The organism is Humiphilus diazotrophicus (assembly GCF_059726315.1).
In genome coordinates this window covers 31,961-53,277 of the sequence record NZ_AP040870.1, presented here as the reverse complement: position 1 = coordinate 53,277, position 21,317 = coordinate 31,961, and the positions used below count along the sequence as shown (strand labels likewise).

The following is a 21,317-nucleotide window of genomic DNA, read 5'->3' as shown; positions in this document are numbered from 1 at the left end:
CCTGTCCATATTCGAATTGCCTTGTTCGGAACCGAACAGGATGCTCGCGACTGGCATAATGGAAGAGAGTCATTTGTTGAGCAAACGGGAACATCGAAGCTTCCCCCAATTGGGGAATGGGAATCGGATCTTCTCCATCCCCGGCAATTAGGCCGACGGAGGGATTCCTCAAGAAGTTCTCTAGAACAATCAAAAGCTCTTCCTGAGATTCGGGAAATGCCGTGAATGCGACGGATAGGCCGGTGCGGCCAGGAATCGGCACGGCATAGATACGTTTTGACGTGAGAAGGATAAGACTAGAATGCCTTTGAATTGCGGAATCGTTGGACTGCCCAACGTTGGAAAAAGCACGATTTTTAATGCCCTGACGGCAGCAAAAGCAGAAGCAGCAAACTATCCCTTTTGCACCATCGACCCCAATATTGGCGTTGTCTCTGTTCCAGACGAGCGGCTGGATAAAATCGCCGAGTTGGTCAAGCCCAATCGCATTGTTCCCACCACGATGGAATTCATCGATATCGCAGGACTGGTAGCAGGAGCCAGCAAGGGAGAAGGCTTAGGCAACCAGTTTCTCGGACACATTCGCGCCACCGATGCCATTGCCCACGTAGTACGCTGCTTCGACGACCCCAATGTTGTGCACGTCTCAGGAACCGTTGATCCCCTTCGAGATATCGACATAATCAATACTGAACTGCTTCTGGCCGACCTCGATACTGTTGAGAAGCGCTATACCAGGGTGGAAAAGGCAGCCAAAAGCTCGACAGACGCAAAAGTAAAGGCTGAAGCAGCTGGACTGGCAAAGCTGCTGAAAGCCCTCGAAGAAGGCAAACCGGCCCGTACCGTTGAACTGACCGATGAAGAGGCCGTCGCCGCACGCGATCTGCACCTGATCACCCAAAAACCGCTACTTTACGTTGCAAACGTCGATGAAGAAGGACTGAAGCGCGGCAATCAGTGGGTCGAAGCAGTCGAAAAGCGTGCAAAGGAAGAAAATAGCCAGATTGTAAAAATTTGCGGTGCCATGGAAGCAGAAATCGCCCAGCTGGATCCTCCGGAGCGAACCGAGTTTTTGAAGGACCTGGGCCTCGCAGAACCCGGCTTGAATCGTCTGATTCGCTCGGCCTATGCCCTGCTCGACCTGATCACGTATTTCACCGCCGGAGTACAAGAGGTCCGTGCCTGGACCATTCACCGCGGAACCAAGGCTCCAGGTGCAGCCGGAGTCATTCACTCCGACTTTGAACGTGGCTTTATCCGTGCCGAAGCCTACCACTGCGACGATCTCTTTATACTGAAGAGCGAACAGGCGGTGAAGGAAAAGGGACTTTATCGCTCCGAAGGTAAAGAGTACGTCGTACGTGATGGCGACATTCTTTTCTTCAAGTTCAACGTTTAATAACAGCCGTCTCTAGAAACACAAAGAATTTTCCACATAGTTAGAAACTGGCAAACGATACAAAAATGCAGCTTCCCTCCCCATTACCGGAGGAAGCTGCATAAGCTTTTCCGGCGCCATTGGTCTGCATTTCCGCAAAAGATTCTCTTAAGAAGAAAAGATTTCGAAAGCTCTGTTCTCCCCTCTCTGAAGCAGATCACCCAACTGCAATGCACCATTCGCGCCACGATTAAGTTCCAGATACAAGCTGCAGATCTCCCGATATTCTTCCAATCCGGATAGAGTTTCCTAAGTCGTATCTAATGCGGTTACAACTTAGACTCCCACTCTGACTTCTTTCTCTTTCCCTTAATGACAACGTTGGTACTGCCCCAACGTGAACTCAATCACACGCTTTGCACTAAGCCCGGAACTCCAGTAGAGTAATCCACGACTGCTTTATTTGAGCAAGACGAGTCGCGAACGGAGAGTCGATGAAGGGGATATCAGGGATAAAGTTGGGATTCATTGCTGTTACGACCTTGATGATGGGGCTAACGGCAGGCGCACAGGTACGACCACCGGCTGTACCATTGGTTGCACACAATCCTTACTTCAGCGTCTGGTCGATGGCAGACAAGCTAACGGACAGCAACACCCGGCACTGGACTGGTTCCGAACAGGCAATGACAGGCCTGGTTCGAATCGATGGAAATAACTATCGATTCATGGGCTCCGATCCACGAGAAGTGCCAGCACTGCCACAAACCTCAATTCGAGTTACGCCAACTCGCTCAATTTATACCTTTCAGGGAAAGGAAATTGAGCTCACGGTCCAATTCTTCACCCCATCCTTTCCCGATAACCTCGAACTGCTGTCACGGCCAGCTACCTACGTAATTTGGGACGCACGCGCTCTCGATGGCAAGAGTCACAATGTCGATCTCTATCTGGACGTAGATCCTCGCATTGCCGTTAACAGTGGCGATCAGGCCGAGGTTTGGGGGCGCTCTCAGGTCTCTGGCCTTACGGTGCTGAATATCGGTTCTCGCGATCAGCAGCCGGTAAATCGCTCAGGCGACGACCTTCGTATCGATTGGGGATACTTCCATCTCGCAGTTCCGGACAGCGAAAAGCCGCTAACCTCGATAGCAAACGACTCACGGCGCAAATTCCTTGAGCATGGCACACTGCCCGACACGGATAGTATCGATATGCCCCGCTCGGAACATTCCGGAGCGCCGCATCTGTCGGTAGTTCTCCCCTTAGGCTCTGTGGCAGAAGCAAAGGTTAGCCGCCACGTAATCCTTGCCTATACCCAGGATTATGCTATCGAGTACCTGGGTCGCAGACTACGCGAGTATTGGCAGCGCAATGGCATGACGCCGGAACAGATGATCGCCACTGCCGAACAGGAATTTCCGCAACTCGATCAACACGGAACACAATTTGACATTCAGTTAACCGGAGATCTGGAGGCAACAGGCGGAAAGGGATACGCCAATCTGGCCATCCTCGCCTACAGGCAAACCTTCGCGGCCAACGGTTTCGTGGCTGATATCGATGGCAAGCCGTTGATGTTCCCTAAGGAAAACTTCAGCAATGGCTGCATTGCCACGGTAGACGTCCTCTATCCTGCCGCCCCCTTCTTCCTCTTTCTCAGTCCGGAATTAATGGAAGCGCAGCTGCGGCCGGTACTCGACTATGCCATGCTTCCACGTTGGAAATGGCCTTTTGCACCCCACGATCTCGGGCAGTATCCGCTCGCCAATGGACAGGTATATGGCGGAGGAGAAAGAACTGACGATGATCAGATGCCGGTTGAGGAAAGCGGAAATATGCTGATCTTGGCCGCAGCTCTGGGGCAGGCTCAAGGCAATTGGCATCTGGCAAAAGAATACTGGCCACTCTTCACCAAATGGGCAAACTATCTCAAGGAAAAGGGGCTCGATCCGGAAAATCAGCTTTCAACCGATGATTTCGCCGGACACCTGGCCCACAATGCCAACCTTTCGATTAAGGCAATCGAAGGCATCGAGGCCTACGCCCTGATGGCAAGAGGCCTGGGCATGCGCACCGTAGCCAAGAGCTACTCCACCGCAGCACACGAGATGGCGGCCAAATGGCAACGGATGGCCCGTGATGGCGATCACTATAAGCTGGCCTTCGACAAGCCCGGAACCTGGAGCCAGAAATACAACCTTGTTTGGGACGAAATTCTGAATATGAATCTCTTCAATCCTGAGATTCGTGACACAGAACTTGCCTTTTATCAAAAGCACCTGAATCAATACGGGCTGCCGCTTGATAATCGAGCCGACTACACCAAGCTCGATTGGGAGATCTGGACAGCAACACTGGCCGAAAATACCGAGGTCTTTGCGAATCTGACAGCACCGATAACCAAGTGGATCAACGAAACTCCTTCTCGGATACCGTTGACCGACTGGTACGACACCAAGAACGGAAAGCAGATCGGCTTCCAGGCACGTTCCGTTGTCGGCGGCGTATATATCAAGGCGCTCAAAGACAAGGATCTAGCCCGGAAGTGGCAGCTGAAGGCTAAAGCAAAGCAATAGATCGCCCATTCAGGCCCTCTGAACACCGAAAGCCCTGATTCCTCTGGTAAGCATCCACAGGAATCGGGGCTTTCTTCTTTGGCCGATAGGAAGAATGCAGCAGACAATCCGCTCTTTCAATCCGTTGTTTCAGAGATGCGCTGCTTCAACAACTTGCCTCTTTTGCCTCTGGCTGCGATCATCGCTATCAAACTTTGATCAAGGGATCCTCATGCTACGGAAATACTTACTACTTTTTGCTGCGCTCTTCGGCATTGCCGCGCCCTGTCTGTTTGCCCAGAAACCAGCGTGGCAACCCGCGCCTGGGCACACCACACTGGAGCTTTGGCCAAAAGGAGTTCCGGACGCTAAGCCAAATCCAGCACCGGAAGTTGACACCTCTACCGAAAAATCGGAGCTCATCGCAGGACGGCCTTTGATTCGTCTGGGGAATGTTTCTACGCCAACCATCACGCTTTACTCCCCAAAGAAGAACAATACCGGCGCAGCTGTCGTCGTCTTCCCAGGAGGCGGATATCATATTCTCGCCATTGATCTGGAAGGTACAGAGGTCTGCGATTGGTTGAACTCAGCCGGAATTACCTGTGTGCTCTTGAAATATAGAGTCCCGGACAGCGGCCAGTATCCAAAGTTTCCCGCTGCACTTCAAGACGCACAACGTGCAGTTGGAATGGTTCGCGAACATGCTGCCGAATGGCACATCGATCCACACAAAATCGGTGTGTTGGGCTTTTCAGCTGGAGGACATCTTGCGGCTGCCCTCAGCACCCATTTTGAAGAGCGCGTGTATACCACAATCGATGCTGCCGACCAGCAAAGCTGCCGTCCCGATTTCGCAGTGCTCATCTATCCCGCATACCTTGCTCTGGCAGACAAGAATTTCGCTCCAAATCCGGAAATCAAGGTCACGGCAAATACCCCGCCTACATATATCGTGCAGGCAGAAGACGATCCTGTTCACGTCGAAAATGCAGTCGTTTATTTTCAAGAGCTGAAGAATGCAAAGGTTCCGGCGGAATTGCACATCTACGCTCAAGGCGGGCACGGATATGGGCTGCGTCGAACAAAACTGCCCGTCACAACCTGGCCTCAAAGCGTCGAAACCTGGCTACATACGATTCACATACTCTCTGAATCCGGCAAATAGCTTTGACAAGACATCCAGCGGGCGCCTCGGACAGAAGATGAGGCGCCCGCCAAGTCCGAGGAATTACTAACTCTGGTTCCACAACCTCAAATCTTCCAGTTTTTACTATCTCCTCCGGATTCCGGAACTTCCGTTGAAGTTTGTTCCCGGTGCCTGCCAATTTCGAATCGCTTCAGATAAATTCATAGCAGGGGAGGACGTTCAAGTATGCCTTTTGTCTGGGCTGGGATTATCATCACTGCGCTCTGCATCCTCATCTTTACGCAAATGAAGCGCAGACATGAACAACAACAGCTGGAACAACACAGCATTACACCGGAAGATTTGTATCCTTTGATGAAGGATGGACAGGTTCTGCTCTATGACATCCGTCTACCGCTGGACCTACTGGCGAATTCGGAGATGATTCCCGGAGCAAAGCGTATTCCACCGAAAGACATCATGGCCAATCCACACCTGATTCCGAAAGATCAGGACACAGTGGTCTACTGTACCTGTCCAAGCGACAAAACCAGTCGGTTCCTTATCTCCCGAGCTCTCTCCATGGACTTCACACGAGCCAAGTTTCTGAAAGGCGGCCTAGAAGGATGGAAGGCGGCGGGCTATCCGGTCGAGCCCTATACGGAATCCTTCAGTCTCGATACCGGAACATAGAGCAAGACAGGACAGCGACAGTGAGACCGGGAGCTTCGGCGTTTCCTACAGCTGGATCAGGGCCGCTGAAGTTTCCACATCGGGCGGTTGCATGATTCACATCAGGGTATGAGTTCATCGCGACCTGATACTATATGCTGTCTGATACTGCATGTTCTCTGATAGCACCTTCCTGACTCTTTAGTATCTGCAAATTCAGGAATGATGCAGACAGCGAGGTTCGTAATGAGATTGCTTATCGCCTTACTGCTTCCCTGGCTTGTTTTCTTTACTATCGGTCGGCCGTTCTCAGGGCTGCTCTGCCTGTTACTGCAACTTACAATCATCGGCTGGATTCCCGCCACAATCTGGGCCGTCTACGCTCTCGGGCAATACAAGACTGACAAAAAGATTCAAAGGGCCATCCGCTCGCTATAGGCATAAGAATACCGCTACCTTGACTATGGAGCTCAAAGTAGCGGTATCTGAAGAAAAGCTCAATTCAATCTCACGCTACAGCTTCAGCAGACTGGGTCCGCTGACTTTTCGGGGATTGATAGTTCCCAGGAACCGAGCGAGCAGAAATAGCGAAACGATTCCAGGCATTGATTGTGGTTACGGCAAGCGTAAGATCGGAAATTTCCTTTTCTGAAAATTGCTTACGCACCTCTTCATAAACACTGTCAGGAACATGACCATTCGTAATGAGCGTCAAGGCTTCAGTCCAAGCTAGTGCGGCCCGCTCGCGATCGGTGTAGTAAGGACACTCTCTCCAGGCATCCAACGTGTACAACCGCTGCTCTGTTTCGCCAAGGGCACGCGCATCTTTTGAGTGCATATCCAGGCAGTAAGCACAGCCATTGATCTGCGAAGCACGATACTTTATAAGATGAAGCAAAGGCTCCTCCAGTCCGCAGCTATGCAGATAGCGCTCAAGATTGATCATTGCCTTGTAGCCTTCCGGCGCTGCCTTGACATAATTGAATCGCGGTTCCATATATCCTCCTGTTTCTCTGGTTATTCCTAGCTTTTGGTTTCTATTGCTCTTTGTCGGTATGCCAACCGGAGTTGACCCACTTACCCTGGCGAAGCACGAAGATCTCAGTTACACGTCCGGACGCCTTCGAAGATTTACCACCTACTTCTATCGCGTATCGATACTGGCTATAAATCACAGCCACATCGCCGTAACGCTGTATCTCCGTGCGGGGAAACTCCAGAGAAACAAGTTTTCCTCCGTCGGCCTGAAACTGTGCAGCTTCCTGTAATACCTCGGCTTTGTGCTTCCACTTCTCTTCTCCGCTGCTGATAGTAATCGTGTCATCAGGCAACAGGTCATTGAGAGCTTTTGCATCATTGGCAAACCAGGCCCGCCATACAAATTCACGCGTCTCAAGCAGATTCGTACGATCTACCGTATTTCCCGCGTAGGCCATTACACTCGACGATGCTAACAGCGCAATTGCAAGGCAAAGAATACGACGCATTTCCCTTCTCCTATGGTTGTGAGTCCGTGGTCGCTTCGCAGGGCTTGTACAACGAAAGCAACAGCGCGCCTGCAGAGGCTGAAAATACTGAATAATCGAGAGGCGACTTAATCCCGAAAGAAATGGCCATAGCTGTTCCGAAGAGCGCCAATAACACTGCAGCTCCCATACCTACCCATTTCCTTGATACGCCGAAAATCAGGCTGACCCCCAAAGTAATCTCCACAATCGTGGCAACCCAGGCAAGATACGGAATCGCAGCAACCGGCATGAAGGAGTTCACTTCTGCTGTGTACTCGATAAAGTTACTGAAGTTCCCCATGCCTATCTTCCCCTTATAGAAACCGAATCGCGAAGCAACGGCTGAGAGAAATGCGGCCCCTAATGCGATCCGCGCGTAAATAAGCGCAAATCGCTCCAGTGACAAAGTACGGCGTACCTGCTCCAGACGATTCATCACTTCTCTCCGGGTTCTTGAGTTTTAGGCATCGCTACTGAGAGCGGCGCCTCGTGGTCGCACACAAAATAAGCGACAAACTTTACAGGTTTCTGACTGCTTGCATTCGCCGAGACAAGATGAGCACTATTCGGCGCTTCATAGAAGGTCTGTCCTGTGTGATATACCGTCTCAGCCTCGTGATTCACCTGCACGCGCAGATCGCCTTCGACCACGTAACCAATTACTGGACAAGGATGAGTATGCGGCAGAGAAAAACCTCCCGGTCCGTAAGTTACCTCGACAAGCGATGCCTGCAAGCGACCGCCATTCAGAACCGGCAATCCATGGGCAAAAGCCACGCGGGATTGAACCGCCTTGTTCTTGTTTTGTGCGCCAGCCGACGTCAGAAGTAGAAAAATCGCCGGGGCTGCCATCCACATCTTGGGGAATTTCATTTACGACCTCCGACATCTCCAAAGGTAGGCTAGAATGGACCTGTTCTAAAGGTCCATTTACATCATTTCCCCTAGACCACTTTATGGCGAAACGAACAACAACTTTTGAGCTCGCCTTACCTCCGCGGGAAGAGGACGTACCCGCCTATCGCTGGCTCTACACAGCTCTTCGTACCGAAATTTTGGAAGGCCGATTGCGCCCCGGAGCACGGTTGCCTGCCACACGGGACCTGGCACGGCAATACCGGCTTTCCCGGGGAACAATCGTGAATGCCTTCGAACAACTACGTTCGGAAGGATACGTAGAAGGATCAATCGGTTCTGGAACCTACGTGAGCCAGATTCTTCCGGAAGAACTACTTCATGTACCACAACGACCGACAACAAAAGCGACGGAACTCACCAATAGCCGACGACGGCTCTCGGATTATGCCAAACGCGTGGAGATCTTTCATGGTCTGGATATCCGACATACTCGTGCCTTCCGCGCTAATCTTCCAGCTGTCGATCTATTTCCAACCACGCTCTGGACACAGGTAGCAACTCATCGCCTGCGCCGTGTCTCCGTCAATTTACTTCTTGGTTGCGAACCGCTTGGATATCGCCCGCTTCGACAGGCCATTGCCGATTATCTGAACACCTCCCGGGGCGTAAAGTGCACGGAAGATCAGATTGCCATTGTCTCCGGTGTTCAGGAGGCTCTCGATCTTGCCACTCGGGTCCTGCTCAATCCCGGAGATCGGATCTGCATGGAAAATCCTGGATACATAGGAGCAACCAAGGTCTTCGAAGCAGCAGGAGCAAAGATTTCAGCACTCCCGGTCGACGAAGATGGAATGGAACTTCGTCACACGAGTCTGCGAGGAGCACGACTAATCTACATCACGCCCGGACATCAATTTCCTCTCGGTATCACCATGAGTCTGGGCCGACGGCTTGAATTGCTGGAATGGGCGAGGAGGTCCGGAGCGCTGATCTTCGAGGACGATTACGACGGCGAATTTCGTTACTCAGGCCGTCCCGTCCCAGCACTGCAAGGATTGGATCGTCACGACCTGGTCCTCTTTGCTGGAAGCTTCAGCAAGGTTCTCTTTCCGTCCTTGCGCTTGGGCTACCTCGTCATTCCTTCCGATCTGGTAGATAATTTTGCTGCAATCATCTCCATTTCAACCCGGCACGCACAACTGCTGGAACAGGCCGTGCTCTCCGACTTCATCCAGGAGGGGCATTTCGGACGCCATCTGCGCCGCATGCGGCAGATCTATTCCGAGCGCCTCGCTATCCTGCATGAAGCCGCAAAGGAAAAACTCGCAGGCTTACTCCAGGTCTCCGAAGTCGAAGCAGGACTGCAGACCGTCGGCTGGCTGCCAACGCACCTGAATGGAGAGTCCGCGGCAAAGGCCGCCGCAGACTACCGCGTCGACGTTGTACCGATCAGCCGCTTCAGTCGTGTTCCCATGGTAAGAGACGGCTTGCAGTTAGGCTTCGGAGCCGTCGATGAGAGGGAAATTCGACGCGGAATCCAAGATCTAGGCCGTGCGCTGGAATCGTTCAAATAGAGCATTTTCCGCATAGGTATAGACAAGCGGGAAAGAGCCCATTGACTTTCTATCCATAGACGATCTATATATACATCCGATGACAAAGAGACCAGAACTGCTGCCCGGCACACTCGACATGCTGATTTTGAAGACGCTGACCCGTGGTTCCTTGCATGGCTACGGAATTGCCCTCTCTATCAAACGGCTCTCGGAAGATGTGCTTACCGTAGAAGAAGGCTCTCTATACCCTGCCCTGCAACGCCTCCTGCTTCAGGGATGGGTTAAGGCAGAGTGGAAAAAAACGGAAACGAACCGCCGAGCACGCTACTACACCTTGACCGCAGCCGGGAAGAAACAGCTTGGAATTGAGCTTTCACAATTCGAGCTGATGATTGCCGCAATTGGACGAGTTCTACAGGACGCATAGGAGAATGCAATGGATCGGCTAGCCTACCTCTTTCGTAAGATATGGATTTTGGTCCGCCGCGACAAATTCCTTAGCGAATTGGATGAGGAGATGGCCTTTCACCGTGAACTAACGGAGAAAGAACTGAGAGAGGAAGGTGCCGCCGTCGAGGAAGCACATCATGCTGCTACGCGTCAGTTCGGAAATACAGCCAGATTGAAGGACCAGAGCCATGAAATTGTTGGCTTCAGATTCGAAAGCGTGTTACAGGATCTTCGTTTCGCAATCCGGCAACTGATCCACAATCGCGGATTCTCGCTTGTAGCCATCGTCGTGCTATCGCTTGGGATAGGCATAAGCACCGCAATGTTCACAGTCCTGAAGAGTGTCCTCTTCGATAAACCAGCTATTCCTCATATCGAAAGACTCGTTACATTGGATGAACCTCGCGGCAAGGTGGAGACGTTTTGGGCCGCAGCACTTCCCGATTTACGTGACTGGCGCGCGCAGAGCCACTCCTTTGAACAGATTGCCTACTACTCCTCAAAGCTCTCCCGGATGGAACAGCAGGAGAGTACCGAACAGATACAGACGTTTACTGCTAGTTCCAATTTTTTCGCGGCACTCGGTGTTACACCTCTTCTAGGTAGAACCTTTGTCACCAGCGACGAACAAAACAAGGCAAAAGTCGTTGTCCTCAACTATCACCTCTGGCAAAAGAACTTTCATGGAGACCCTAAAATCCTGGGCCGGACAATAAAGCTCGATGGCGAGTCCTACCAGATCATCGGAGTCATGCCCAAAGGACTCACTTATCCCTTCACCTTCACAGAGGAATCTGGGATGTGGCAGCCCTACGTAGCAGATTCGCTTGCGGAAGACCGTAATAGAGGATCGGTGACAGCCTTCGGCAGACTCCTTCCCGGCATCAAATTGCAGGCTGCGCAGACAGAACTCAATGGGATTCAAGCACGTTTAGCTAACGCCTATTCAGCAAAAGAACCACTGCCCGATCACGTCCTGATACGTCGCTATTGGGATACAGTCGTGGGCAAAGTGCGCCCGGCACTCCTCACTTTAGCGATAGCTGTGGGACTCGTCTGGCTTGTCTCCTGTGCGAATGTCGCCAGTCTTATGCTGACCCGCAATGCCGTTCGTCAGCGTGAGATAGCAATTCGAGGAGCCTTGGGTGCAGGCAAGCAACGTATCGTTCGCCTGCTGTTGACAGAAAACCTCATCCTTAGCATTTGTTCCGGCCTGCTGGGATTGCTTCTCTCCTACGCAGTTATACGCATCCTGGGAAACACGATCCTGAACAGCCTAAAACAGCAGGGCCTGATACATTTGCATATCGACTGGACTGCCGTGTTCGCAGTAATCGTTCTTTCGCTGCTCTCCACCCTCACCTTTGGTTTACTTCCTGCCGTAGAAGCATCAAGAATTTCTCTCCAGCAAAGCCTACAGGTAAAAACAGGAGATGCCAACCGCCACCAGAGCCGATTGCGTGATGGACTGGTCATCGGAGAAATCGCTCTATCGGTTCTTCTGCTAGTAGCGGCAGGGCTATTGATGAGGACCATATACTCACTCCATCATGTGCCTCTTGGTTTCAGAACAGAGAACCTCCTTACCTCCGGCTTCTCCTTTCCTAAAGGGAAATACGAGCAACTAAATATCAACACGGCGCTATATCAACCGCTACTTGATCGTGTTGAACAGCTTCCTGGTGTGCAATCGGCAACAATCACTTCCGTCATTCCGCTCTCATCGAATTTCAAGATGCTGGGAATGTTCAACATTGTCGGACGTCATGAAAGCTCGCCAGATAAGAAGCCGCAAGGAGCTCTTCGTTTCTCCAGCCCGAAATATCCGGTAACCTTAGGTATCACGGTCGAACGCGGCAGATTCTTCGATCCCAAGATCGATACGCCAACGTCACAACCTGTTGCAGTGGTGAATCACACATTCGCGGCCCTCTATCTCCATGACGAAGATCCCCTAACGAAACAGATGAGTATGGGAGATAACGCACCCTGGTCAGCAGTGCCTATTGTCGGCGTTATCTCCGACGTTCGCGAAACTGCTGTAGGGGTCCCTCCCGGGCCGGAGATTCATCTTTCTATAACGCAACTCGCCCCAGGAGCTAAGTTCTACGGCATTGGCAGCACCTTTGCTCAAATTGCAATTCGGACCCAGAACAACCCGACTACCATCATTAAACCAGTTGAAAAGATACTGTACAATCTTGCTCCGGACGTAGTAGCACTAGACTTCCTAACCATGAGTCAGGTTGTTGAGGACTCTCTCGCCAGTCAGACTCTGGCAGCAAAGTTGATCAGCATCTTCGCCGGAACAACACTCTTGATCGCAATCACCGGCCTCTATGGATTGATCAACTATTCCGTCAGCCAACGCACACGGGAAGTAGGTATACGCATGGCCTTAGGCGCACAACGCCAGGGAATCATTCTCATGGTCCTGCTTCGTGCAACTATGCTGCTGGCCATCGGACTCTCCTCGGGAGTAGCACTGGCTTTAGTAAGCAGCCGTCTTTTACGTAGCTTTCTTTATGGCGTGCAGGAACGCGATCTGATCACTATCGCCTCTGTTTGCTTGCTCTTAGCCCTCTCTGGAGTCATCGCGGCATATCTGCCTGCGCGGCGTGCTGCTTCACTAAATCCAATGGAGGCCTTGCGCGCAGAATAGAGTTTAGGCGCTGCGGTCACAGCAAAAATCTCTACACCATCCTTCCTTGTTGTGCGTCTTATATACAAGGCGGTAGACCCATGCGTCACATAGACTTTCGCACGACGCGCCATTGGCTGACAGCCGGATTCCTCTCATTGACTCTTGCTATTCCCGGGTTTGCGCAACACGCAGGAATGCGTGGAGGCTTCTCCGGGCATGGAAGCGGCGGGATGAGAGTCTCTCCTGGAAACGTCGCTCCTCGAGTCAACTTTGGTTCAGGATTTTCGGCTCCACGCAACTTCTCTGCACCGCCTCGCTACAACTGGAATCATGTGGCCGCACCACCATCGTCATTTACCCGTGGTGTTCCCTTTGCTCGCGGGGTTGTTCGCCAGCCCTTCACACCGGTAAGATCGGGGATCATAAGACCGGGCCTCACCTCCGGATATCGAACACCGATGCTCCCTCAACATCGGGACAACAATTGGCGCGGAGGTAATGGCTATCATCGGCCACCTTATGATCGTGGTTACGGAAGACACTACGACGGTTGGCGTCCGCCCTACATTCCCAATGTTTGGGCTCGTTCTGCTTATCTGGTCGGAGGAAGCCTGCCACTCTCACCGTACCCAGGCTACTGGGACGATTCCGACTGGTACGACAGCTTCAATTCGCAACCAGAGAATTACGTAAATAACTATTCGAATCAGAGCAGCTATCTGCCGGTAGAATCGACAGCCACTGCTCAACCTGTATATTCCGCTCCAGATCCAACACCGGCCCCGCCCCAAACATACGGACGCGCACCCTATCGATCAGATGAGGACACCGAAACCTCCTCGGCCCAGGAGCGCCCTGCTACTACCCTAATCTTCAAGGATGGAAGCAGCCCAATCCAGGTACACAATTACGCCGTCACCCGCAACATGCTTTATGTTTATGACGCACAGCAACGCGTTATTCCCGTCAGCAAACTGGATATCTCTGCCACTGAAAAGGCCAATCGCGATGCGGGTAACGATTTCAGTTTGCCGGTGATGCCTTGAGGCAATAAAAGCTTTGGCAGGTTTTTGTCAGGATTAACGATGAGGAAGATGGCTAAGATCATTTCTTCCTCATCAGTCTACAATGCGATAACAGCCTCGAAACAAGCTCCTTCATGAAGCAGAACACCAGCTTCTCCCAACATATAATTCTATTTCCCCTGCGCGTCTAAGACGAGTCACCCTGTGATAGCCCCCCTGGCGCTAAGGATCACTTTTTGTTTACGGACTTCCTTCCGGGAACAGGAGCAGTACCATACAGAAAAATCTCCTCTTGCTTCCCAATAGGAAGACAGTGTACCTTCCTATTGTTAGCCAATAGGAGAGGTATGAACGGCAAGAGCGATGTTTGGCAAGGGACTCTGGCCCTCATGGTCCTGAAGACACTGGAAGCGATGGGTCCACTGCATGGCTATGGTATTGCACGGCGAATCGAGCAAACCAGTGGCGAAGAGCTCATCGTGCAATATGGCACTCTTTATCCTGCGCTCCTAAAGCTGGAGCAGGAGGGCTACATCGCCTCGGAATGGGGAGTCTCAGACAATAACCGCCGCGCCCGCTATTACCGGATAACGAAGGCCGGACGGAAGCAGGTCGAGAAAGAATCATTGAAGTGGGAACGTGCAACAGCAATTGTCGCTCGCTTCCTGTCTCCAGGAGAGAATCCTCTATGAGAAAGCTACGTGCCTGCCTTCTCCGTTTTCGTGGTCTCTTTCGGAAGACGGTTTCTGAAAGCGAATTTGCCGAGGAGATGCAAGTTCACCTCCAATTGCATGTTGAAGACAACCTTCGCTCAGGCATGACACCTGCAGAAGCCCGCCGCAACGCAATCATGAAGTTAGGCGGAGTAGAGATGACAAAGCAGGCCTATCGCGAACGGAGCACTCTTCCCTTTCTTGAAGCCTTGTTCCAGGATCTGCGTTTCGCTTTCCGACAGTTAATCAAAAATCCTAGCTTCACTCTCATCGCCAGTCTGGTACTGGCTCTCGGGTTCGGAGCGGCGATTACGATCTTCGCCTTTGTCGATGCCTCGTTGATTCGTCCGCTGCCTTACGAAGCGCCTTCAGAGCTAGTAAATCTATTCGAGAGCAATCGAACCGGCCCCAGATATCATCTCTCTTATCTGGATTATCTGGACTGGAGGAAGCTCAACCACGGATTTAGTTCTCTGGCAGTTTATGAAATTGGCGATTTTCTTCTGACGGCATCGAACGAGACAACACAGGTCAACGGCGTTCGCACCAGCGATAATTTTCTCCGGACCCTTGGCGTGCATCCATCTCTTGGACGCGATTTTCACGATGGAGAGGATCGTTCCGCACCATCAAGTACAGTTCTTCTAAGTTACGCAGCATGGCAAAAACGCTTTGCAGGCAGACAAGACGTCTTAGGTCAGAAGATTATCTTGAATGGTACTCCAGCCAGCATTATCGGAGTGCTGCCCAAAGACTTCCACTTTGCACCTGCAGGCTCTCCGGATTTTTGGTTAACAATCGATCCCACCTCGGGCTGCGCAAAAAGCCGTAGCTGCCATAACTTTTATGGAATTGCAAGACTTAAAGAGGGGGCGACCTTTGCAACTGCTGTCCAGGAATTAAAAGCAATCGCGCTTGAGTTGCAGCGGAGATATCCCGAAACAAATCGTAATCGAGGCGCAAGTGGGATTCTTTTGACAGACGCCATTCTCGGCGACATCCGACCAATCTTACTGGTATTGCTAAGCGGTTCCGGACTGTTGCTCTTCATTGCTACGGTGAATGTTTCAAGCTTACTCCTCGTTCGTGCTGAACGACGAAAGCGAGAAATTGCTATACGTGGAGCACTCGGAGCAACACCTGTTCGCCTGATCCGGCAGTTCATCACAGAGGGAGCACTTCTTGCCGCAACAGGAGGCATATTCGGGATTGGATTTGCTTATCTCGCAATGAAGGTTTTTCTCGGCCTGATTCCGGCAAACAGAATTGCCAGCATGCCGTATATGCAAGGGGTTGGATTAACACCTCACGTGCTGCTCTTTAGTTGCACGATATCTTTGTTGATTGGAGCTCTCTTCGCCCTGACGCCTGCCTTGAAGCTATCGCTAGGCAATATTCGGGGAGGACTTGAAGAAGGAGGCCGCGGCAGTGCCGGAACAATGTGGCATCACTTCGGTACTCATCTTGTTGTTATTGAATTGGCAACCGCCATGGTTCTGATGGTTGGCGCAGGCTTACTTGGTAAGAGCTTCTATCGTCTCCTGCATGTCGATACCGGGATGGAAGCCGAGAATCTCGCTATTCTACGTGTCTGGGGGCCAGAATCCAGCTATGGCAAGAATCCGCAGATGGTGTCACTCAAACGAGGAGTACTGACACAACTCACTGCTCTTCCTGGCGTAAAGTCAGCGGCTACCTCCAGCGACATTCCCGTGGGAGATGGTGATGGAATCATCAGTATCGGTCTCTTTGGAAGGCCCTCTCTCGGAAACAACAACGAAGTAAACTTTCGCAGCGTCAGTACGGACTATTTCGCAACACTCCAAGCGCAACTTCTACAGGGAAGAACCTTTACAGAGACCGATAACAACTCCCACCCTCCTATCGCCATCATCAATCGGGCTTTCGCCAGGAAGTTTTTTCCAGACGAAAATCCGGTCGGTAAAAAGATCCTGAACACAAATCGAGTTCCCGATCCCGTAGAAATTGTTGGAGTTGTAGATGATATCCGGGAGGGGCCGCTCGACATTACAACTCGCCCGGTCATGTATGTTCCCTTCGATCAGGAGCCCAATAACCTCTTCTATATCATCGTACGAACTTCCCAGGATCCTCAGTTATTGCTCACTTCTATGGCTGCAAGTATTCACCGGCTCGATCCCGGAATTGCTACTTCATATGCCATCACCATGACCGATCACATTCACGACTCTCCTACGGCTTCACTACACCGCTCTTCGGCCTGGCTGGTCGGAGGCTTCGCCGTATTGGCATTGATACTCGGCGTTGTTGGTCTATACGGCGTAATTGCATATACGGTAAATCAGCGAACGCGAGAGATCGGAGTTCGGATGGCTCTAGGTGCCCAACGTAGCTCGGTATACCGAATGATCCTTCGCGAAGCAGTTTGGCTTACCTTAATAGGAATAGCAATTGGAATAGCCTGTTCTCTCACTGCTGCATCCCTATTGCGCAGCCTGCTCTTTGAGGTAAGTGCCTGGGACGTTTCCACACTACTGGCTGTGGCTCTTATTCTAGCGCTCTCGACACTCCTGGCCAGTTACATTCCCGCCCGCCGTGCTGCCTCCGTAAATCCACTAGAGGCACTTCGGGCGGAATGACGGCTGCTGACTCCGACTCTCGACCAGATTTCTATCTACGATCAAGAGTCGGAACAACAGCGAAACACCTTCTTTTCAAGCCTTTTCTCGATTTCCATCGAAGCCATGGCTCAATACGCAAAAGCCTATTGACGGATACCTCTATACTATTTTACTCTAGGCTTGTTTCTACATAGCCAGGGATTGACTCCCGGGCGCCACACAAGTTCGCATTCAAATTTTGGACTCTGTGAGGATCTGCTATGTTCTCCCGCCGCCGCGTCTACGACGATCTCTCCGAGGAAATCAATCAGCACCTTGAAGAAAAGATCGAAGCGCTTATTGCCGATGGAGTTAGTCCGGAGGAAGCTGAACATCAGGCACGGCGAGCATTCGGCAACATTTCTTTGATTACAGAGCGAGCACGCGAACCTTGGCAATGGTCCACATTCGCATCCCTATGGTCCGACGTGAAGTTCGGCCTTCGGCAGATCAAAAGATACCGCGCTTTCACCATCATGGCAGTATTCACGCTAGCGCTCGGAATCGGCGCAAATACTGCGATCTTCACCTTGATCGATTCGATCATGCTGCGTCCATTGCCTTTTGCTCAGCAAGATCGACTGGCATCGGTTTCTTCTGGAGGTGCGTACTTCCCTAAAGGCTGGATTCGTGCCTTACAACAGCATTCCCAATCGTTTGCCTCTATTTCTGGTTATGGCCTGAATACAGAAGCCAATGTAGCTACAAACGACACAGCAGAACGGATCTTCGGAGCTACTGTAAGTGTCAACACCTTCGATACGCTGGGAATCCATCCAGCACTCGGGCACTTCTTTTCTCCCGAGAATGCTGTTTCAGGACAAGACCTGGTTGCCATCATCAGCTACGGATACTGGAAACAACGTTTTGCAGGTAATCCTGAGATTATCGGCCAGGTTATTCGGATCGATGGAGTTTCGCGCACCATTATTGGCGTCATGCCTGCGGGAGTCCACTTCCCTTATGCAGAGACTCATTTCGTTATCCCCATCGCCTTCAAGGGTGGAGATTCTTTCGACCCTTGGATAAGCCCATACGAACTCCAAGCGGTTGGAAGATTGAGAGACGGGATCTCTCCCATTGCAGCACAAGCTGAATTGCGCCGATTGCATCCACAACTGTTGACACTCTTTCCCTGGAGAATGCCCGACATCTGGGCTGCAGAAACAATTGTTGTCCCCTTGCTCAACTCCGTAGTGGGAGATACACGCCCAAGGCTACTGTTGCTCTTTGCAGCTGTTGGACTGATTCTGCTCATCGCCTGCGCAAATGTGGCAAATCTCATGCTGGCAAGAGCTGCCTCCCGTGAGCGGGAAATTGCCATACGTACCGCCTTGGGTGCATCGGGTATTCGGATAATCCGTCAACTGCTTGTAGAAAGCGCACTTTTAGGAGTACTTGCAGGAATAGTAGGCCTGAGTGCTTCTGCCGTTTGCATTCGAGCTTTGACTCAACTGCTCCCTGCGGACACACCGCGAATAACAGACATTTCGCTTCGCTGGAATGTCTTTCTATTTGCCTTCCTTCTATCCATTCTTACCGGTGTTCTCTTTGGCCTGATCCCCGCTATTAAGATGGCTTCGCCCTACATACAGCAAACTTTGCGCTCCGGCAGTCTGAGTGTCGTGGGAAAGGATTCTCAATTCAAGCTCTCCAAGCTCTTGGTTATTGGACAAATTGCTCTCTCGGTTGTGGTGATTACAGCCGCGGGATTAATGCTTCATAGTCTCTATCAACTCTCCCGCGTCGATCCCGGATTTCGTACCGATCACATCGTCACAGCAGAAGTTTCACTGGACGCTACAGCGTGCAGACTAAAAGGTCATTGCCAGGGCTTCTTCCAGCAGTTGGTGGAGAGATCACAAGGAATGGCAGGGGTCGAAGACGCTGCACTTGTAAGTACTCTTCCAATGACTGGCAATCACCTGATGTATGCCTACGATGCGGAAGATCATCCGCGCGAAGCAAGACAGGGAGCACGAATAGCCACAGCCCGCGTTGTCTCTTCTAACTACTTCCAAATCCTCGGACTTCGTCTTCTCCGTGGCCGATTATTGACCGACTCCGATCAGGCGGGTACAAGTCGAGCTGTAGTGATCAATCAAAGAATGGCCGAATTACTTTGGCCAAATCAAAATCCGCTGGGCAAACGCATCCTTAACGTGGGCGATGAACAAGCTCCGGGAGTTTTCAATCCAAGCATCGCGTTTATCGTCGTGGGAGTAGTCAGCAATACGCATCATGAAAATCTGGCCGGTAGTTACGACGAAGAATTGTATCTTCCAATGACGGTCAAGAACGAAGCTCCAAAGATGAGCATTTTACTCCGCTCTCATACAAGCATTGAACAAACGGCCTCGGAGCTTCGCAGCATTGTCACAGAGCTGAATCCCTTCGCGCCCGTTACGCATGTACGCGCCTTCGATAAAGTGATCACGAACGCCTCTTCAACCTCCCGATCCTTGACGCTTCTGCTGCTCAGCTTCGGAGTACTCGCTCTCGGAGTGGGAGGAGCTGGAGTCTACAGCTTGATGGCATATATAGTAAGTTGGCGAACGAGAGAAATTGGTGTCCGTATCGCGTTGGGGGCATCCCGATTGCAGATAGTGGAAATGATCGTGAAGCAATGCATCTTATGGGCTATCGCTGGCTCAACGGCCGGACTGCTCATTTCTATAGCCTCTGCACGCATGTTGCGGCGCTTCCTCTTCGAGGTCAGCCCTTTCGATCCCTTTACCCTCTATACGGTTCCACTCTTAATGCTTCTGCTCGCACTTCTCGCTGCATGGCTTCCGGCGAGGCGCGCTGCAACAATCAATCCTGTTGAGGCTCTTCGTAGTGAATAGCAAATAAAAGAGCAACTTTGGGTGTCCCACCTTCGCGGTGGCAAAAAGCTCCGTCTACGAAGGTGGGACACAAAGATTCTGCAATGGCGGTATGACGTTCGCCCTTTTCATACCAGCTTGCATGGCAGCTATGCCTTCGCTTCTTCCCAGACTTTCTTCGAGCTACTCTTCAAAAGACCAAACTGCAACAGGCTTTCGGCTGTAGAGATAACAGCTTCGGCATTCGAACGAGGCATCCAGCCTAGCAGCCGTCTAGCCTTCTCGCTTGTAGCATTCTTCATTTTGCCGAGTTCGGGAAGAATCAGCTTGATCGCTGGATCCCGTAAGGAGGCGAGGCGTACCAGCCAATTCGGAAGCTGTCTGGATGGAACCTTGCTAGCGTGCTCGCCCATGTTTGTCTTGAGAATCATCGCGATTTCAAGCATCGACATAAACGCACCTGCAACAGCCAGGAACCGTTCGCCTTTAGCGGCTGGATGCACCATAGCCCGGAGATGTAAATCCGCAACATCACGAACATCGACGGCGCCCAAATACAGCTTTGGGCATCCGGGTACGGCGCCATCCATCAACCGCTGGACAAGCAGAATCGATGTTGAATAATCGGGTCCCAGAATTGGACCAAAGACGCCTACCGGATTCACCACGGAGAGCTCCAGACCCCGCCCTTCTTTGGCAATAAAAAGCCACGCCGCCCGTTCGGCCAATGTCTTCGATTTCGCATAGGGCGCTATATCGTCGCCCTCAAGCGCTGTCCAGTCATTTTCATTGAAGGGTTGCGTTCGCATCTTGTGGCCGTAGCCAATGGCAGCGAAGGAGGAGGTTAGAACTACACGTCTAACTCCTGCATCTCTGGAAGCATGCAGAACGCGGAGAGCACCCTCTCGCGCAGGAACGATCAATTCATCCTCGTGCTTTGGAACACCTGGAGGAAACGGAGAAGCTACATGCAATACGTATTCGCAGCCGTTTACAGCCTCTCTCCAGCCTTCATCCTTTTCCAAGTCAGCCTGAAAGAAAGCTAGCCGGTCCTCCGGCTCGGCACCAGCATGTCTCAACATGGCCAGCACTTCGTCTCTGCGTTTCAGATTTCGAACTGTCGTGCGCACACGATGGCCCGTAGCCAGCAGCTGCGCAATACAATGACTACCGATAAAACCGGAGCCGCCGGTAACCAGAACCGTACTCATTGCTATCTCCTAAACAATCACTCTCGCCCACAAGAACTTCCAGGAAAGATTTCTCTTTTAGATCGAACGTTCATTCTATTGGATTCGAAAAATCTTTATCCGGCTTTACGGGCATATCTACTTGACGAGACTTAGCATCATCAGGTTT

At 51.6% G+C, this 21,317-nt stretch carries 17 protein-coding genes; 12 read left to right on the top strand and 5 right to left on the bottom strand.

The genetic code is table 11. The annotated features are described in order from the left end of the window. Positions 1 to 301 precede the first annotated feature (301 nt). The 5 genes from ychF to AC6I7T_RS02160 all read left to right on the top strand — a co-directional run bounded on the left by ychF (position 302) and on the right by AC6I7T_RS02160 (position 6,175). Positions 302 to 1,399 carry a redox-regulated ATPase YchF gene (gene ychF, locus AC6I7T_RS02180; RefSeq protein ID WP_497791645.1) on the top strand — a complete coding sequence of 366 codons (1,098 nt, stop codon included), beginning with the start codon at positions 302 to 304 and terminating at the stop codon, positions 1,397 to 1,399. Positions 1,400 to 1,872: 473 nt separating this feature from the next. Next, positions 1,873 to 3,957 carry a glutaminase family protein gene (locus tag AC6I7T_RS02175; RefSeq protein ID WP_497791644.1) on the top strand — a complete coding sequence of 695 codons (2,085 nt, stop codon included), beginning with the start codon at positions 1,873 to 1,875 and terminating at the stop codon, positions 3,955 to 3,957. A 211-nt stretch (positions 3,958 to 4,168) separates the two neighbouring features. Beyond that, the gene (locus AC6I7T_RS02170; RefSeq protein ID WP_497791643.1) at positions 4,169 to 5,104 is read left to right on the top strand and encodes an alpha/beta hydrolase; all 936 of its coding nucleotides are present in this window, start codon (positions 4,169 to 4,171) and stop codon (positions 5,102 to 5,104) included. A gap of 207 nt (positions 5,105 to 5,311) precedes the next feature. After that, a complete protein-coding gene (locus AC6I7T_RS02165) occupies positions 5,312 to 5,758 on the top strand; it encodes a rhodanese-like domain-containing protein (RefSeq protein WP_497791642.1) in 447 nt (148 codons plus the stop codon). Positions 5,759 to 5,983: 225 nt separating this feature from the next. Then, a complete protein-coding gene (locus AC6I7T_RS02160; protein ID WP_497791641.1) occupies positions 5,984 to 6,175 on the top strand; it encodes a YqaE/Pmp3 family membrane protein in 192 nt (63 codons plus the stop codon). 70 nt (positions 6,176 to 6,245) lie between these two features. On the opposite strand, the gene AC6I7T_RS02155 is transcribed toward AC6I7T_RS02160, so the two are convergent. The 4 genes from AC6I7T_RS02155 to AC6I7T_RS02140 are packed head-to-tail and all read right to left on the bottom strand — an operon-like array spanning position 6,246 to position 8,118. Continuing rightward, positions 6,246 to 6,734 carry a carboxymuconolactone decarboxylase family protein gene (locus tag AC6I7T_RS02155; protein WP_497791640.1) on the bottom strand — a complete coding sequence of 163 codons (489 nt, stop codon included), beginning with the start codon at positions 6,732 to 6,734 and terminating at the stop codon, positions 6,246 to 6,248. Between the two features lie 40 nt (positions 6,735 to 6,774). Then, positions 6,775 to 7,224: a nuclear transport factor 2 family protein gene (locus tag AC6I7T_RS02150; protein WP_497791639.1), complete on the bottom strand. Its 450-nt coding sequence runs from the start codon at positions 7,222 to 7,224 to the stop codon at positions 6,775 to 6,777. Positions 7,225 to 7,234: 10 nt separating this feature from the next. Continuing rightward, a complete protein-coding gene (locus AC6I7T_RS02145) occupies positions 7,235 to 7,681 on the bottom strand; it encodes a MauE/DoxX family redox-associated membrane protein (RefSeq protein ID WP_497791638.1) in 447 nt (148 codons plus the stop codon). Beyond that, entirely contained in the window at positions 7,681 to 8,118 is a 438-nt protein-coding gene (locus tag AC6I7T_RS02140) for a cupin domain-containing protein (RefSeq protein ID WP_497791637.1), read from the bottom strand. Before AC6I7T_RS02140 ends, AC6I7T_RS02145 begins: the two co-directional genes overlap by 1 nt. Positions 8,119 to 8,201: 83 nt before the next feature. Between AC6I7T_RS02140 and pdxR the strand changes: the two genes are divergently transcribed. From pdxR to AC6I7T_RS02105, 7 genes are all read left to right on the top strand, one after another. Next, positions 8,202 to 9,677 (top strand): MocR-like pyridoxine biosynthesis transcription factor PdxR, encoded by a 1,476-nt coding sequence (pdxR, locus tag AC6I7T_RS02135; RefSeq protein WP_497791636.1) that lies wholly within the window; start codon positions 8,202 to 8,204, stop codon positions 9,675 to 9,677. A gap of 79 nt (positions 9,678 to 9,756) precedes the next feature. Then, on the top strand, positions 9,757 to 10,086 hold the full coding sequence (locus tag AC6I7T_RS02130) for a PadR family transcriptional regulator (protein WP_497791635.1): 330 nt from the start codon (positions 9,757 to 9,759) through the stop codon (positions 10,084 to 10,086). A 9-nt stretch (positions 10,087 to 10,095) separates the two neighbouring features. Next, positions 10,096 to 12,771, top strand: coding sequence for an ABC transporter permease (locus tag AC6I7T_RS02125; protein WP_497791634.1), 2,676 nt, complete (start codon positions 10,096 to 10,098; stop codon positions 12,769 to 12,771). An 80-nt stretch (positions 12,772 to 12,851) separates the two neighbouring features. Further along, positions 12,852 to 13,799, top strand: coding sequence for a hypothetical protein (locus AC6I7T_RS02120; RefSeq protein ID WP_497791633.1), 948 nt, complete (start codon positions 12,852 to 12,854; stop codon positions 13,797 to 13,799). Between the two features lie 326 nt (positions 13,800 to 14,125). Beyond that, a complete protein-coding gene (locus AC6I7T_RS02115) occupies positions 14,126 to 14,470 on the top strand; it encodes a PadR family transcriptional regulator (protein WP_497791632.1) in 345 nt (114 codons plus the stop codon). Beyond that, entirely contained in the window at positions 14,467 to 17,112 is a 2,646-nt protein-coding gene (locus AC6I7T_RS02110) for an ABC transporter permease (protein WP_497791631.1), read from the top strand. The genes AC6I7T_RS02115 and AC6I7T_RS02110 overlap by 4 nt, the downstream gene beginning before the upstream one ends. Before the next feature lie 242 nt (positions 17,113 to 17,354). Continuing rightward, positions 17,355 to 19,979: an ABC transporter permease gene (locus AC6I7T_RS02105; RefSeq protein ID WP_497791630.1), complete on the top strand. Its 2,625-nt coding sequence runs from the start codon at positions 17,355 to 17,357 to the stop codon at positions 19,977 to 19,979. Positions 19,980 to 20,107: 128 nt separating this feature from the next. Here AC6I7T_RS02105 and AC6I7T_RS02100 read toward each other — a convergent pair whose 3' ends face one another. Next, a complete protein-coding gene (locus AC6I7T_RS02100) occupies positions 20,108 to 21,169 on the bottom strand; it encodes an SDR family oxidoreductase (RefSeq protein WP_497791629.1) in 1,062 nt (353 codons plus the stop codon). Positions 21,170 to 21,317 lie beyond the last annotated feature (148 nt).

Coding starts and splice junctions, on each gene's coding strand:
- AC6I7T_RS02120 (WP_497791633.1), top strand. CDS start 12,852: ATGCGTCACATAGACTTTCGCACGACGCGCCATTGGCTGACAGCCGGA.
- AC6I7T_RS02160 (WP_497791641.1), top strand. CDS start 5,984: ATGAGATTGCTTATCGCCTTACTGCTTCCCTGGCTTGTTTTCTTTACT.
- AC6I7T_RS02155 (WP_497791640.1), bottom strand. CDS start 6,734: ATGGAACCGCGATTCAATTATGTCAAGGCAGCGCCGGAAGGCTACAAG.
- ychF (WP_497791645.1), top strand. CDS start 302: ATGCCTTTGAATTGCGGAATCGTTGGACTGCCCAACGTTGGAAAAAGC.
- AC6I7T_RS02150 (WP_497791639.1), bottom strand. CDS start 7,224: ATGCGTCGTATTCTTTGCCTTGCAATTGCGCTGTTAGCATCGTCGAGT.
- AC6I7T_RS02130 (WP_497791635.1), top strand. CDS start 9,757: ATGACAAAGAGACCAGAACTGCTGCCCGGCACACTCGACATGCTGATT.
- AC6I7T_RS02105 (WP_497791630.1), top strand. CDS start 17,355: ATGTTCTCCCGCCGCCGCGTCTACGACGATCTCTCCGAGGAAATCAAT.
- AC6I7T_RS02125 (WP_497791634.1), top strand. CDS start 10,096: ATGGATCGGCTAGCCTACCTCTTTCGTAAGATATGGATTTTGGTCCGC.
- AC6I7T_RS02140 (WP_497791637.1), bottom strand. CDS start 8,118: ATGAAATTCCCCAAGATGTGGATGGCAGCCCCGGCGATTTTTCTACTT.
- AC6I7T_RS02165 (WP_497791642.1), top strand. CDS start 5,312: ATGCCTTTTGTCTGGGCTGGGATTATCATCACTGCGCTCTGCATCCTC.
- AC6I7T_RS02145 (WP_497791638.1), bottom strand. CDS start 7,681: ATGAATCGTCTGGAGCAGGTACGCCGTACTTTGTCACTGGAGCGATTT.
- pdxR (WP_497791636.1), top strand. CDS start 8,202: ATGGCGAAACGAACAACAACTTTTGAGCTCGCCTTACCTCCGCGGGAA.
- AC6I7T_RS02110 (WP_497791631.1), top strand. CDS start 14,467: ATGAGAAAGCTACGTGCCTGCCTTCTCCGTTTTCGTGGTCTCTTTCGG.
- AC6I7T_RS02175 (WP_497791644.1), top strand. CDS start 1,873: ATGAAGGGGATATCAGGGATAAAGTTGGGATTCATTGCTGTTACGACC.
- AC6I7T_RS02170 (WP_497791643.1), top strand. CDS start 4,169: ATGCTACGGAAATACTTACTACTTTTTGCTGCGCTCTTCGGCATTGCC.
- AC6I7T_RS02115 (WP_497791632.1), top strand. CDS start 14,126: ATGAACGGCAAGAGCGATGTTTGGCAAGGGACTCTGGCCCTCATGGTC.
- AC6I7T_RS02100 (WP_497791629.1), bottom strand. CDS start 21,169: ATGAGTACGGTTCTGGTTACCGGCGGCTCCGGTTTTATCGGTAGTCAT.